We start from the raw sequence: 14,419 nt of genomic DNA, 5'->3' as shown, positions 1-14,419 counted from the left end.
GGCAGCGGTTCTCGCAGCGGCCACTGACGGTCACGCGGGCAGCAGGCGGGCAGGCGGCAGGCGCACCCCGGGAAGGCGCCGCGCCCCTACGCCTACGCCTACGCCTACGCCTACGCCTACGACCCGAGGATCGTGGTCAGGAACTCCCCCACCCACGACAGCAGTTCGCGGCCGACCAGCGGCTTGCCGCCGATCTTGCCGGTGGCCGGGCGCGGCACCAGGATCTGGCGGGTGGCCGGCTTGAGGACCGTACGGGGGTGGAGCCGCTTGAGGCGCAGCTCCTGGGACTCGCGCAACTCCACCGGGCCGAAGCGGACGTTGGAGCCCTGGAGGGTGATGTCCGAGACACCGCAGGAGCGGGCCAGCATCCGCAGGCCGGCGACCAGCAGCAGGTTCTCGACGGGCTCGGGGAGCTTGCCGTAGCGGTCGGTCAGCTCCTCGCGGACGGCCGCGATGTCCCCCTCCGAGGACGCGGAGGCGATGGCGCGGTACGCCTGGAGGCGCAGCCGCTCGCCGGGCGCGTAGTCGTGCGGGACATGCGCGTCCACCGGGAGTTCGATCTTGACTTCGAGCGGGGGCTCCTCCTCCACGCCGCCTTCCAGGGAGGCGCGGTAGTCGGCAACCGCCTCGCCCACCATCCGTACGTAGAGATCGAAGCCGACGCCGGCGATATGGCCGGACTGCTCGCCGCCGAGGAGGTTGCCCGCGCCGCGGATCTCCAGGTCCTTCATGGCGACGTACATGCCCGCGCCCATCTCGGTGTGCTGGGCGATGGTCGCCAGCCGCTCGTGGGCGGTCTCGGTCAGCGGCTTCTCCGGCGGGTAGAGGAAGTAGGCGTAGCCGCGCTCACGGCCGCGGCCCACCCGGCCGCGCAGCTGGTGGAGCTGGGAGAGGCCGAAGTTGTCGCCGCGCTCGACGATCAGGGTGTTGGCGTTGGAGATGTCGATGCCCGACTCGACGATCGTGGTGGAGACCAGCACGTCGAACTTCTTCTCCCAGAAGTCGACGACGACCTGCTCCAGCGCCGTCTCGCCCATCTGGCCATGAGCGGTCTGGATACGGGCCTCGGGGACGATCTCGCGGAGCCGGGCGGCGGCGCGGTCGATCGACTCGACGCGGTTGTGGATGTAGAAGACCTGGCCCTCGCGCAGGAGTTCGCGGCGGATGGCGGCGCCGATCTGCTTCTGCTCGTAGGGGCCGACGAAGGTCAGGACCGGGTGGCGCTCCTCGGGCGGGGTGGTGATCGTGGACATCTCGCGGATGCCCGTCACCGCCATCTCCAGGGTGCGGGGAATGGGCGTGGCGGACATGGTCAGGACGTCGACGTTGGCACGGAGCTTCTTCAGCTGCTCCTTGTGCTCGACGCCGAAGCGCTGCTCCTCGTCGACGATGACCAGTCCGAGGTCCTTGAACTTGGTCTCGGAGGAGAAGAGGCGGTGGGTGCCGATGACGAGGTCGACGGTGCCCCCGCGCAGCCCTTCGAGGACGGCCTTGGCCTCGGCGTCGGTCTGGAAGCGGGACAGCGCCCGGACGTTGACCGGGAACTGGCCGTAGCGCTCGGTGAAGGTGCCGAAGTGCTGCTGGACGAGGAGGGTGGTCGGGACCAGGACCGCCACCTGCTTGCCGTCCTGGACGGCCTTGAAGGCGGCACGGACCGCGATCTCGGTCTTGCCGTAGCCGACGTCGCCGCAGATCAGCCGGTCCATGGGGACCGACTTCTCCATGTCCTCCTTGACCTCCGAGATGGTGGTGAGCTGGTCGGGCGTCTCCGCGTACGGGAAGGCGTCCTCCAGCTCGCGCTGCCAGGGGGTGTCCGGGCCGAAGGTGTGGCCGGGCGCCGCCATCCGGGCGGAGTACAGCTTGATGAGGTCGGCGGCGATCTCCTTGACGGCCTTCTTGGCGCGTGCCTTGGTCTTGGTCCAGTCGGCGCCGCCGAGCCGGTGCAGGGTGGGGGCCTCGCCGCCCACGTACTTGGTGACCTGCTCCAGCTGGTCGGTGGGGATGTAGAGGCGGTCGCCGGGCTGGCCGCGTTTGGCGGGCGCGTACTCGACGAGGAGGTATTCGCGGGTGGCGCCCTGGACCGTGCGCTGCACCATCTCGATGTAGCGGCCCACACCGTGCTGCTCGTGCACGATGAAGTCGCCGGTCTCCAGGGTCAGCGGGTCGATGGTCTTGCGGCGGCGGGCCGGCATCCGGGCGCCGTCCTTGCCGGCCGCCTTCTGGCCGGAGAGGTCGGTCTCGGTGAGGACGGCGATCCGGAGCGACGGGTCGATGAAGCCGTTGTCGAGGGAGCTGCACGAGACATGGACGAGGGACGGGGAGAGCGCGGCGAGGTCGGCGTCCAGACGGGCGGGGATGCCCTCGTTGCCGAGGACCTCGGCCGTACGGGCCGCCGGGCCGTGCCCTTCGGTGAGGAACACCGTGCGCCAGCCGTCCGCCAGCCACTGCTTGGTGTCGGCCAGCGCCCGCTGGGTGTCACCGCGGTAGGTGTCGGGGGCGTGCATGCCGAGCTTGAGGGTGTCGCCGTCCCCCGCCAGCTCCTCGTCGGCCGCGAACGGGCTGACCGACCACCACATCGTCCCCAGCTCGCGCGCCCGGTCCCGGACGTCCGCGAGGCCCCACAGGGAGGCCGCGCCCAGATCGATCGGCGCGGCACCGCCGCCCGCACTGGCCGCCCAGGACGCCTGCAGGAACTCCTGGCTGGTCGCCACCAGGTCGGCGGCCCGGGTGCGCACCCGCTCCGGGTCGCACACCACCGCCATGCTCCCGGCCGGCAGCACGTCCAGCAGCAGCTCCATCTCGTCCACCAGGACCGGAGCCAGTGACTCCATCCCTTCGACGGCGATCCCCTCGGCGATCTTGCCGAGCAGTTCGCCCAGCTCGGGGTGCTGCTCGGCGAGCGCCGCGGCCCGCTCCCGCACCTCGTCGGTCAGCAGCAGCTCACGGCACGGCGGCGCCCACAGCCCGTGCTCGGCGACCTCCAGGGACCGCTGGTCGGCGACCTTGAAGTAGCGGATCTCCTCGACGTCGTCGCCCCAGAACTCCACCCGCAGCGGGTGCTCCTCGGTGGGCGGGAAGACGTCCAGGATCCCGCCGCGGACCGCGAACTCGCCGCGCTTTTCGACCAGCTCGACGCGTGCGTACGCGGCCGCCGCCAGGCCGTCGACGATCTCTTCGAGGTCGGCGCTCCGCCCGGTGCGCAAACTGACCGGCTCCAGGTCGCCCAGCCCCTTGACCTGCGGCTGGAGCACGGAGCGGATGGGGGCGACGACGACGGAGACGGGTCCTGCCGTCGGGTCGTCGGTGCGTGGGTGGGCGAGCCGGCGCAGCACCGCGAGGCGCCGGCCGACGGTGTCCGAGCGCGGGGAGAGCCGCTCGTGCGGCAGCGTCTCCCAGGACGGGAACTCGACGACGGAGTTGTCCTCGCCGGCCGGCATCAGGCTGCGCAGGGCGGCGGCCAGGTCCTCCGCCTCCCGGCCGGTGGCGGTCACCGCGAGCACCGGCCGGCCGGCCTGCCGGGCGAGCGCGGCGACCGCGAGCGGGCGGGCGGCCGGCGGCCCCACCAGATCCACATGCGGCCGGTTTCCGTCGGCCGCGGCCTGCAGCGCTTCGGCGAGCGCCGGGTCCCGTACGACGGCGTCGAGCAGACCAGTCAGGCTCATCAGAAGGTTCCGTCCCAGCGAGGCGAACAACGCAGCAGCCCGACACGTCGCACGGGCCGGGGCTGCCAAGCCTACGCCCGTCCGCCACCCGGGCGGGCGGGCAAGCCCGTAAGGCCCCGGCGTGCCGGAAGGCGCACCGCTGCACACCCTCGCCGCGGAATCCTGAAGTCCGCTACCGGGACAGGGCGCATGGGTGCCGGACTCGATCACTGTGCCCGGATGCGCCCGACGCATGAAGGGGCGGGTGCACCGGAGAAACTCCCCCTGCGGACACCCCTGTGACCTGGGCCACTTCTGCCGTCAAGCGCCTCAACCGGTCGCGCCCGGGAGCCAGTTGGGACGCGCCCGGACCGGAAACACGGCCCCACGGCCCGGAAACACGGTTCCCCGGCCCGGAAACACGGTTCCCCGGCTCCCGCCCGCATGGAAGGGTGCACCATACAGGGACCTGCGGAGGGGGAACGGTGAGCAACAGCGTGCGACCTACCGGCCACAGCGAACGCGACACCCTGCGGACGGCGGGCCCGGTGCCCGCTGACCCGCGCCGACGCCCCGTCGTGGCCGCCCTCATGCTCGGTATGGCACTGGCCGCGCTCGACTCGACGATCATCGCCACCGCCATCCCGCAGATCGTCGGGGACCTCGGCGGCTTCGCCGTCTTCTCCTGGCTCTTCTCCGGCTATCTGCTGGCCGTCACCGTCACCCTGCCGGTCTACGGCAAGCTCTCCGACACCTTCGGCCGCAAGCCCATCCTGATCACCGGCATCGTGCTCTTCCTCGTCGGCTCGACGGCCTGCGCGGGCGCCTGGAACATGGCCTCACTGATCGCCTTCCGGGTCGTGCAGGGCCTGGGCGGCGGCGCCCTCCAGGGCACCGTCCAGACCATCGCCGCCGACCTCTACCCGATGAAGGAACGCCCCAAGATCCAGGCCAGGCTCTCCAGCGTCTGGGCCGCCTCGGCGGTCGCCGGACCCGCACTGGGCGGACTGCTCGCCGCCTGTGCCGGCTGGCGGTGGATCTTCCTGGTCAATGTGCCGGTGGGGGCGGTGGCCCTCTGGCTGATCGTGCGGTACTTCACCGAGCCGGAACGCGGCCGGGCGGACTCCCGGGCCCGCCGTCCCCGGGTCGACTGGCCCGGCGCGCTGGCGATCTTCGCCTGCGGCGGACTGCTGCTGACCGCCCTGGTCCAGGGCGGCGTGGCCTGGGCCTGGAGCTCTGCGCCCTCGCTGCTGCTGTTCGGCGGCAGCGCGCTGTGCGCCGCGCTCACCGTCCTGATCGAACGCCGTGCCGCGGAACCGGTCATCCCCGGCTGGGTCTGGCGCCGCCGCACCATCTCCGCCGTCAACCTCGCCCTGGGCGCCCTGGGCCTGCTGATGGTCGCCCCGACGGTGTTCCTGCCCACCTACGCACAGTCCGTACTGGGCCTGGGACCGACGGCCGCCGGCTTCGTGCTCTCCGTCATGACCCTGAGCTGGCCGGTCTCGGCCGCCCTGAGCAGCCATGTCTACAACCGGCTCGGCATCCGCACCTGCGCGGTGCTCGGCATCGGCGCGGCCGGCCTGATCCTGCTCGCCTTCCCCCTGCTGCCCTACCCCGGCGCGGCCTGGCAGCCCGCCCTGATCATGCTGGCGCTCGGCGCGGCCCTCGGCCTCTTCCAGCTGCCGCTGATCATCGGCGTCCAGTCCTCGGTCGGCTACGCCGAGCGCGGCACCGCCACCGCCTCCATACTCTTCTGCCGCCAGGTCGGCCAGTCCCTGGGCGCCGCGCTCTTCGGCGCGCTCGCCAACGCCACCCTCAACGACCGTCTCGCCCACGCCCCTTCGGACATCCGCCCCGGCCTGCCCGGCGACCTCGACGCGGTCTCGCACACCCTCCAGCACCCCGGCGCCCTCACCACCCACGCCACCGACTACCTCCGCCGCGCCGTCGACGCCACCGTCGACCACGTCTACCTCGGCGCCGCCGCGGCGGCCGCGCTCGCGCTGGCCGCGCTGTTGCTGCTGGCGCCGCGGCACTTCCCGGTGCATGCGGACGCCCGCGCTCCGGGCGAGGGCGGGCCGGGCGAGGGCGAGCCGGGCGAGGGCGAGCCGGACGGGGCGTAGCCCGCGGCCCCCGGCCGAGCCCGTACGGTCAGGCGCCCGCGCCACCGCCCCCACGGGGCAGCTGCGTCTCCAGGGTGTCCGCCACATCCGAGCCGACGACGGCGCCGGAGTCCCGTACGCCTGCCCCGGCCGCTCCCCCTTCTGCGTCCCCGTCGTCCCCGTCGATTCCGTCGATTCCGTCGTCCCCCTCCCCCGCCGGCGGCTTCCCGGTGAGCGCCGCCAGGCTGTTGCGCACATGGGTCATATGGACCCGGGCCTCCTCGCACTCCGTGTCATGGGTACGCAGGATCCGCTCCGTGGTCCGCTCGACACGGTCCACCTCGGCGTGGGCGCGGGCCAGTAGCCCGGCGGCACGGTCCTCGGCGTCCTCCTGGCGGTGCCGGGACTCCTCCTCGGCCTCCGCGTACAGCCGCCGGGCGTCGGCACGCACGGCCTTCCCGCGGGCGTCCAGCTCCGCGACCCGGCGGTCCGTCTCCGCCTCCCGCGCCGTGATGTCCCGCCCGGCCGCGTCCCACTCCTCGACCTGCCGCGTCTCCTGGTCACGCAGCAGCTGCGCGGTGCGCCGCCGCACCTGGGCCAGCCCCTCGGCGGCCTCGCCCCGCAGCCGCTCGGCGTCCTCGGCCGCCACGGCCGCCAGCTCCGTGGTCTCACCGCGCGCCGCCTTCTCCGTCCGCCGGGCCCGCGTGTCCGCCTCGGCGCGCACCGCGTACGCCGCCCGCTCGGCCGCGTCCCGCACCTCGTCCGCATGGGCGGCGGCCCCGCCGTGGGCCTGCTCGGCCGCCTGCCGCGCCTCGGCCCGCAGCCGGGCCGACTCGGACTCCGCGGTCGTCAGGATCAGCCGGGCCTCCTTGCCGAGTGACTCGTACGTCTGCGGCGGCTGCTGCGCCAGATGGGCGCGCAGCTCCGCGAGTTCGGCCGCCATCTCGTTGGACAGAACGGTGAGCCGTGCGGCGCGCTCCCAGCAGGAGTCACGGTCGACCGAGAGCCCCTCGACGCGGCGGTCCACATCCTCCGGCCGGTAGCCACGCCCTCGTACGGTCTCGAACCCGTGAGGCGAAACCGGTGCACTCATCCCTCAAGCCCCTCTCCGCCGCGCACTGCAGGCGCGCGACCCGCGGCGTTCCGCTGCCATCCGCATGATTTTGTGCGGCACCGTGCGGTGACCCGCACTTTCCGGGGATCGCGCCGAAGCCGCCGCATCGCGGCCCGCCGGCCGACCCACCCCACCAGGATGCGTTATTTATCGGCAGAAGTCGGCATCCGATCATCGTTGCGCAGGGCCTGGAACAGCTGCCTCGCCTCGGGTTGTTCCCACTGGAGCACCGACCCGACACCGCTCACCATCACCCCGGGCCGGGTCACCGGAACCGTCGTCGCCGTCCCCCGGCCCCCGGCGATCTGCTTCATCGACCAGCCCATATCCAGCACCCGCGCCAGGTCCGCACCGTCGTCCACGGTCAACGCCGCCAGCGCGGCGTCCAGCACCCGCCTGAACCGGGACGGGTCGAGATACACGTCGGCGGAAGCCATCTCCTCGGCCACCGCACCGAGCAATTGCCGCTGACGCTTCACCCGTCCGAGGTCACCCTCGGGGTCGGTATACCGGGCCCGTACGTACGCCAGTGCCTGTGTGCCGTTCATCCGCCGGCAGCCCGCCGGGAAGTCCGCGCCGGACTTCTCGTCCCGCAACGGCTTGTCCAGACACAGCCGCACACCGTGCAGCGCGTCCACGACCTGCACGAAGCCCAGGAAGTTCACCTCGGCATAGCGGTTGATCCGCAGCCCGGTCGCCTGCTCCACCGTTCGGGTGAGCAACTTCGGACCGCCGTCCGCATACGCCTCGTTGATCTTCCGGCTGCCGTGGCCCGGTATCGGGACGTAGCTGTCGCGCGGCAGGCTGACCAGCGTGGATCCGTGATCGCCGTAGTGCAGCACCATGATCGTGTCGGTGTTCTGCACCCGGTCGTTGCCGACATGCAGATCCCGGCGCTGCCGCGGGGTCAGCGCGCTCCGGCTGTCCGAGCCGACCAGCAGCCAGTTCGTGCCCTTGCCCGCGGGCGGCCGCCCCGGGTAATCGCCCAGCGCATCCTTGTGCCGCAGCTGCCGCCCCGCCGAGGAATACAGCCAGGCACCGCCCACGACCAGCACGACGGCCAGCACCAGCAGCGTCGCCAGAAGCCAGACCAGCCACGCCCAACGGCGCCGGGGCGGGCCCGGACCGCGCAGGGACCTGGCGGTCCGCCGCCGGTGCCACCAGCGCGGAAACCGCGCCCGGTACGTTGTCGCAGCCGCCCGCGACGGCTGCGACAACGGGGATATCGGACGGCCCATATACGCATGGTCAGGGCACCCGACCCGTCCCGCAGGTCGAGCGCCCTGGCCGTGCCGCTACCGGGGAGCCCGGCGCCCCGGCCCTGTCACTGCCGCAGCACCCCTACAGCGGGCCCTGCGGCGGGCTCTACGGCGGGCCCTACGGCGGGCCTTGCCGCCGGGTCCGGGTCCGGGTCCGGGTCCGTGACCGGGTCCGGGTCCGTGACCGGGTCCGCCGCGGCCCCGGCCGCGACCTGCCGCCCAGGCCCTACAACAGCCCGTCCCACATCTGCTCCAGCAGCACCGACCACCAGGTCTCCGGAGAACCCAGCGCGGGCGGATCCAGCGCGACCAGCTGCGCCTGGAAGTCGACGGTCCAACGGCCCGCCTGCTCGGGCGTCAGCCCGTACCGCAGCCGCCACATCCGCCCCAGCATCGCCAGACAGCGCGTGAACTCCGGCAGCCCCGAGTTCACGAACTGCGGCGCCGCCGGCGCACCGCCCGGCCCCGCCTCCATCGGCACCGCCACGATGTGCGCGGTCCCGTACTGCACACACAGCTGACGGCCGAAGTCATTGCCCATCACCAGATACGAACCGGCATCCGACGCCGGCTGCACCATCCGCTCCGCCGCCAGCTCCGCCAGCGTCGGCACCGGACGGCCCGGCTGCGCCTGCGCCCAGAAGAACGGCCCGAAGTCGACCGGCAGCCCGGACCACACCAGCGTCTGCGCCACCACATCGGGCACCCCCTGCCGGGAGACCGCCCGCTGGTCGAAGCGGAAGATCCCCTGCGGCCCGAACGCCTGCTCCAGCTCCTGCCCGATCGCCTGCGGCGGCACCGGTGGCACCGGCTGCACCTGCGACGGATGCGGCAGCGGCACCCGCACCGGCGCCGGCCGCGCCGGACCGTCGGCGACCTGGTGCAACTCGCCCTGATGCTCGACGAGATGACGTACGCCCTGCTGCCGCGAGGCATGGTCGTGGCCGTACGCGGCGGTGTGACTGATCCGCACCTGCGGCCAGTTGTCCCGGATCATCCGGGCGCAGTAACCGCCCGGCAGATCACAGCACTCCAGCTCCGTGTGCAGCTCCAGCACCTGCTGCGGGGGGATGTTCATCCCGCGCAGCTCGTGCAGCAGCTGCCACTCCGGATGCGGCGTACCGGGCGCCGAACGACGCACGATCTTCTGCTCGGAGCCGTCCGGCGCGCGATAGCTCAGGACGGCCATATAGCCCGGTCCCACGGTCGGCTGACCGCCGGGCGCCTGCGGATAGCCGTACGCACCGCCGCCGGGGCCCTGCCCACCGGGCGGTCCCGGCGGAGGTCCGGGCGGGGCGGGCTGACCGGGCGGCGGGCCCGGGTGCGGGACGCCGGGCCCGGCCGACGGCGGCACACCGGGAACGCCCGGCGCACCGGGGCCGCCGGGAGCACCCTGGCCGGGGCCGGACAGCGCCGCGCCATCGGCGAGCATCGTCGCCGCGGCATGCACCCCACCGCCACCGGGGCCGCCCGCGACCGGCGCGGCGGGCGGGGCGGACGGCGGTGCGGACGGCGGGGGCGGACCGTCCTGGCCACCGGAGCCCCGGCCGCCCGCGGGCCCAGCCGTCCTGCCGGGCGGACCAGGCGGACCAGGCGGGCCAGGAGGACCAGGAGGACCGGGAGGCTTGGGCACACCAGGCACACCAGGCGCACCGGGAGGCTTGGGCGCACCGGGCGGGCCCGGAGGCGCGGGCGGGGGCACACCGGGTCCGCCGGCAGCGCCGCCCGGCCCGTTGGCACCGGCGAGGCCCGCCTGCAGGGCCGCGCCGTCGGCAAGCATCGTCGCGGCGGCGTGCACCCCACCGGTGCCGGTGCCGGGGGAACCCGTACCGCCGGAACCGGCACCCGCACCGGAAGCACCGGCACCGGCACCGTCGGAACCACCGGGCTCACCCGCCCCGCCCGGCCCATCCACCGCACCGAGATCCAGGTCCGCCGCATCCAGCTGCGAGACCAGCTGCGTCGGCACATAGCCGCCGGCCGGCGGGGGCGGACCCGTGGCGGCGTTCCCGGGCAGCGACGAACCGTCGGCGAGCATCGTCGCCGCGGCGTGCACCCCACCGCCCGCGGGCGGGACGGGCGGCACACCCGGGCCGGGTACGCCGGGACCGGAAGGGGCGGGACCGGAAGGGGCGGGTGCACCGGCACCCGGCGGGGGCGGCAGATCGACGACCGGCGGCCCGGACGGCGGCGGCAGGTCCGGCAGCGCCGTCACGGCAGGCGGCGCGGACGGCATCGGGGGCGGCAGCGGAACGCCGCCGAGCCCGCCGGCCGGGCGTGCCTGGCCGGCCGGACCGCCGTCGGGCCCGGCCTCGCCCGGCAGCCCCAGCGCGGGCGCGACCTGGGTACGCGGCAACTGGCTGCCGCCGTGGAGCAGTTCGGTCCTGGCCTCCGGGCGGGTCCGCGGCATCGACGGGGTGGCGTCCTCCTCGTCGAAACCGGCCAGCGGCGGCGCGAAGACCGTCGCGGGCAGCCCCACCGAACGGTCCTCGCCGCCCGCGCCGGACGTCGTGTCCGCCCCGGCCCAGGGCGTCGGCGCACCGGACGCACCGGCCCCCGCACCCGGCGCCGCCTGCTCGCCGGCCCCACCGCCGGCGCCGTTGACACTCACCTCGGCCCAGGCATCCGCGGCCGTCGGCACGGGAGCAGACGCGAACTCGGGCGCGGGCGACGGTGCGGGCGGCGGTGCGGGCGCAGGCGACGGCGCGGCCCCCGAGACCGCATCGGCGGACCCCTCAGACCCCGCAGACCCCACAGACCCCGCAGACCCCACAGACCCCGTGTTCGCCGCCCCCCGCGCATCCGCCGCCTCCTGCAGCCACTCCGGCGGCGTCAGCAGAAACGACGTGGCCTCCAGATCGATCCGCTGCGGCGGCGCCTCGGCCACGCCGTGGCCGCCGTCCGCGGGAGCGCCGTACGCCTCCTCGTAACGCCGGATCACCTCACCCACCGGCAGCCCCGGCCACAGCGTCGTCTCCCCGCTGTCCCGCGCGATCACCATCCGGGCCCGGCCGCCGCTCCACTGCGCTCCGCCCCGGCTCTGATCGTGCCCCTCGGATGCCGAGCCCGTCGACGGACCGCCCTCCCGGTCCTCGGCCCAGGCCACGAAGCCCAGATCGAACTCCCGCACCCGCACCTCTCGCTGGAGCGGCGCCGGCACCTCGCCGTTCACCCACCGCTCGGCGCGCTCCTGCGCCTGCGCGAACGTCACCACCGCGCTCAACCCCCTACCGCAACCGCGTACGCAAATCCGCCGTCGACCATCAAATCCGCCACGGTGTCCAACTCCGGCGGATTGCCCGCCAGCCGCTGCAGAAAGTCATCGAAATCCGCGCCGCACGGCAACAGCAGCCGCTCCACCCGCTCCTGCACCGTCCACCCGTCCCGGTCCCGCGCATCGTCGTACGGGCAGAACCACACCGAACCGAGCGCCTCGCCGCGCACCTTCACCGCGACCACACCGCCCTGCACGAACGCCACACCCAGGTAGTCCTTGGTGAAGTGGTCCCGCAGGCACTTGTTCACATAGACCAGATCGTTGACCGCGGCGTCATCGCGTACCGTGAAGAACGGCTGGTCGACCAGCAGCCCCAACTCCGCGTCCAGCGCCGCACCCACCGGAGCACAGCCGCCCGCCGCCTTGAGGAACGACCGGTAGGCACCCGGCAGCCGGTAGCCCAGCACCTCCTCGGCCTGCGCCACCTGCTCCTCGCTCACCGACAGATCACGGTGCGGCAGCCCGAAGTGCGCCGGCCGCGTCTCCTGCAACGGCCGGGTACCGCGCTTGTCGTGCGCCACGGCGGCCGTCGCCAGCCCCCCGTGATGCCGCAACAGCGCCTTCACCTCGACCGGGATCAGCTCCATCCGCCGGGTACCGGCCACGTGATGCCAGGTCCAGCCGTGCGGCGTCGCCACCGCCGGCACCTCTATCCACAGCTCGTGCCCCTGCGCGTGCAAGGCCGCGTTCGCCGACACATAGTCCGTCAGCCGCAGCTCGTCGACGCCGAAACCCTCCGGCGGCTCGGCGATCTCCGCCGCGGCGCGCGCATACGGCGAGAACTCCGGGAAACCGCGGTCGTCCACCCGCACTCCGGCGGGATACCGGGTGGCGCGGACCGGATCCGGAAAGTGCACGACCTGCCCGGCATAGGCCGTATTCGGTGGGGCGGCATCTCCCGCCGCCCGGGGGCCGGGGAATGCCCCCAGCCCTTGCCGACCTGTCGTCATCGCGGTTGCCCCCTGGCTGAAGCTGGCTTTGGGGCACAGCCTATGTCGTACCGCAACACCCGCCCCCGCCCGCCTGCCCCGCACGTCAGCCCCGCGACACACCGGCGTCACCCACCGCCACACCACCCCCGAGCCCCCCGCGCACCACCCCGCCCACCAGCCCCGTTCCACCCCGGCCGATGCCCCGTCAGCCCACCGTGACATCGCCGACAGGCCGCCCGACTACCGCAACGCCCAGCACATTTGGCAGGCTGACCCTCCCCCACCTTCGGCGGGGGGACCCCCAGTACCACGGGGATTCGGGGAGGGAAAGCACCACCATGAGCACCACCGCACGCCACCACAACTCAGCCGCCGGCGACCCCCGGATCGGCTGGAGCGGCACCGCCGACGCCCATCGCGCGCCCGCCCTCCACCACCGCCGCGACGGCATCCTCCCCACCATCGGCGCCGCCCTGTCGGTACGCGGACAAACCCTCACCTGCACCGCGAGCAAGGCGGAACAGCCCCCCGCCCTGCACCCCCTGGTCCAGGACTTCCTCGACACCCTCGCCACCCCACAGCGCGAACGTTTCACCGGACGCTGCCCCGAAGCCGTCCTGCTCTCCCGCCACCTCACCGCCGTCGAGGGCAACCGCGGCAAACGCGCCTCCCGCAAACCCCTCACCAACGGCGAAGCCCGCCGCTCCCTGAAACACTCCAAGATCACCGCACGCCATATCCGCGAGGACGGCGACCCCCAGCACGGCAGCTACGCCCCACCCTGCCGCTCCTGCGACGCACTCCTCGCCCACTTCGGCGTCATGCCCATCAGCGGCACCACGCCCACAGGAAGCTGACCGCCACCATGCCGCCCACCACACCCGGCCCCCGCACCCCCGCCCACGACCGGCCCGACTCGACCCGCTTCCCCGCCGCCGTCGACGTCGCCCTCCAGGAAGCCGGCTGGCACCCCGGCCGCTGGGACATAAAACAGGCCGAACACTGGGCCGACGCCCTCCGCGCCCACGCCTCCCCCGCCGGCCACCGCCACACCGTCTTCCCCGCCGCCGTCGAGGCCTGGGCCGAATTCGGCGATCTGCACATCACCGGCCCCGGCCCCGGACGCCACATCGCCCCCACCCCGTTCACCCTCCACCCCCTCCACGGCCTCCACCTCGCCCGCACCCTCGGCGACCTCGGCCGCGCCCTGGAAACCGACGTGGCCCCCCTCGGCCGCGAAGAACTCACCGGCCCCGACGGCACCATCTACGGCCAGGCCACCCTCGCCATCGACGCCGAAGGCCGCGTCTACAGCCTCGACCACACCGGCGACTGGTACCTGGGCCCCGACCTCGACACCGCCCTCGGAACACTGGTACAGGGAACGCGGCCGAGCCGGCTCGGCTTTGCGGCACCCGGTGACGGCTGACCCGCCCGTAGGGCTTCGGTGCGGTACGGTGGCGGGCTGAGCTTCCCCCGTTGTGCGGGAGGTGCTGACTAGCTGGTCAGGGCGGGTTTGCGGGGTTTCAGGTTCACCGGTTCGGACGTTGCCTGGTTGGCGTAGTGCTTCTCCTCGAACTCGATGGGGCTGAGGTAGCCGAGTCGTTTCTGGATGCGGCGGGGGTTGTAGAAACCGTCGATGTACTCGAAGAGCGCGAGGTTCGCCTCGGCCCGGGTGGCGAAGGCGCGGCCTCGGATGCACCCGGTCTTGATCAGCATCCACAGGTTCTCGGCCAGCGCGTTGTCGTACGAATCGCCCACCGACCCCATGGACGCTGTACCGGCCGCCGACTCGACGACAGCGCCACCTACGTCTTCACCGCAGGCCCCGCGGCCAGCGACGCCATGCGCCACCGCTACGCGACACGACCGGCCATCCCCGCGGAGGCGTAAGGCTGGTCCGGACATGCACCGAACGGCCTTGAGCAGGGCCGGGACGCACCGGTCGTACCTGATCGACCAGGCAACACCGGCTCGCCGGCAGTATCACGCATGCCGATCATGCCGAGCCGTTGAAAACCAGATCCAGTGAGGCGAGGAGCAACACCTGTCGTTTCCAAGAATCGACCCGCACGACCGGATCGGCGGTGCCGG

9 protein-coding genes and 1 pseudogene are annotated in these 14,419 nt (G+C 73.4%); 4 read left to right on the top strand and 6 right to left on the bottom strand.

Annotation, left to right across the window (positions count from 1 at the left end; translation table 11 throughout):
• Positions 1-116: 116 nt before the first annotated feature.
• Positions 117-3,662 (bottom strand): transcription-repair coupling factor, encoded by a 3,546-nt coding sequence (gene mfd, locus ACWGJY_RS01370; RefSeq protein ID WP_453258734.1) that lies wholly within the window; start codon positions 3,660-3,662, stop codon positions 117-119.
• Between the two features lie 569 nt (positions 3,663-4,231).
• Between mfd and ACWGJY_RS01365 the strand changes: the two genes are divergently transcribed.
• Positions 4,232-5,764 (top strand): MFS transporter, encoded by a 1,533-nt coding sequence (locus tag ACWGJY_RS01365; protein ID WP_453258784.1) that lies wholly within the window; start codon positions 4,232-4,234, stop codon positions 5,762-5,764.
• A 28-nt stretch (positions 5,765-5,792) separates the two neighbouring features.
• On the opposite strand, the gene ACWGJY_RS01360 is transcribed toward ACWGJY_RS01365, so the two are convergent.
• From ACWGJY_RS01360 to ACWGJY_RS01345, 4 genes are all read right to left on the bottom strand, one after another.
• The gene (locus ACWGJY_RS01360; RefSeq protein ID WP_453258733.1) at positions 5,793-6,836 is read right to left on the bottom strand and encodes a cellulose-binding protein; all 1,044 of its coding nucleotides are present in this window, start codon (positions 6,834-6,836) and stop codon (positions 5,793-5,795) included.
• A 164-nt stretch (positions 6,837-7,000) separates the two neighbouring features.
• Positions 7,001-8,095 carry an LCP family protein gene (locus tag ACWGJY_RS01355; protein WP_453258732.1) on the bottom strand — a complete coding sequence of 365 codons (1,095 nt, stop codon included), beginning with the start codon at positions 8,093-8,095 and terminating at the stop codon, positions 7,001-7,003.
• Between the two features lie 247 nt (positions 8,096-8,342).
• Positions 8,343-11,330 carry an SUKH-4 family immunity protein gene (locus ACWGJY_RS01350; RefSeq protein WP_453258783.1) on the bottom strand — a complete coding sequence of 996 codons (2,988 nt, stop codon included), beginning with the start codon at positions 11,328-11,330 and terminating at the stop codon, positions 8,343-8,345.
• Positions 11,331-11,335: 5 nt separating this feature from the next.
• Positions 11,336-12,343, bottom strand: a complete 1,008-nt coding sequence (locus tag ACWGJY_RS01345; protein ID WP_453258731.1) for an SMI1/KNR4 family protein — start codon at positions 12,341-12,343, stop codon at positions 11,336-11,338.
• Positions 12,344-12,663: 320 nt separating this feature from the next.
• Between ACWGJY_RS01345 and ACWGJY_RS01340 the strand changes: the two genes are divergently transcribed.
• Both ACWGJY_RS01340 and ACWGJY_RS01335 read left to right on the top strand, forming a co-directional pair.
• Positions 12,664-13,182: a YwqJ-related putative deaminase gene (locus ACWGJY_RS01340; RefSeq protein ID WP_453258730.1), complete on the top strand. Its 519-nt coding sequence runs from the start codon at positions 12,664-12,666 to the stop codon at positions 13,180-13,182.
• A gap of 8 nt (positions 13,183-13,190) precedes the next feature.
• On the top strand, positions 13,191-13,754 hold the full coding sequence (locus tag ACWGJY_RS01335; RefSeq protein ID WP_453258729.1) for an SUKH-3 domain-containing protein: 564 nt from the start codon (positions 13,191-13,193) through the stop codon (positions 13,752-13,754).
• 68 nt (positions 13,755-13,822) lie between these two features.
• Here ACWGJY_RS01335 and ACWGJY_RS01330 read toward each other — a convergent pair whose 3' ends face one another.
• On the bottom strand, positions 13,823-14,086 hold the full coding sequence (locus ACWGJY_RS01330) for an IS3 family transposase (RefSeq protein ID WP_453258728.1): 264 nt from the start codon (positions 14,084-14,086) through the stop codon (positions 13,823-13,825).
• 18 nt (positions 14,087-14,104) lie between these two features.
• Here ACWGJY_RS01330 and ACWGJY_RS01325 point away from each other — a divergent pair.
• Positions 14,105-14,218, top strand: a pseudogene (locus tag ACWGJY_RS01325) (winged helix-turn-helix transcriptional regulator); the annotation flags it as partial.
• Positions 14,219-14,419: the final 201 nt, after the last annotated feature.

The sequence above is a fragment of the Streptomyces sp. NPDC054765 genome (genome assembly GCF_053612065.1).
The sequence above is the reverse complement of the archived record's forward strand: the minus strand, read 5'-3'. Positions and strand labels throughout refer to the sequence as shown.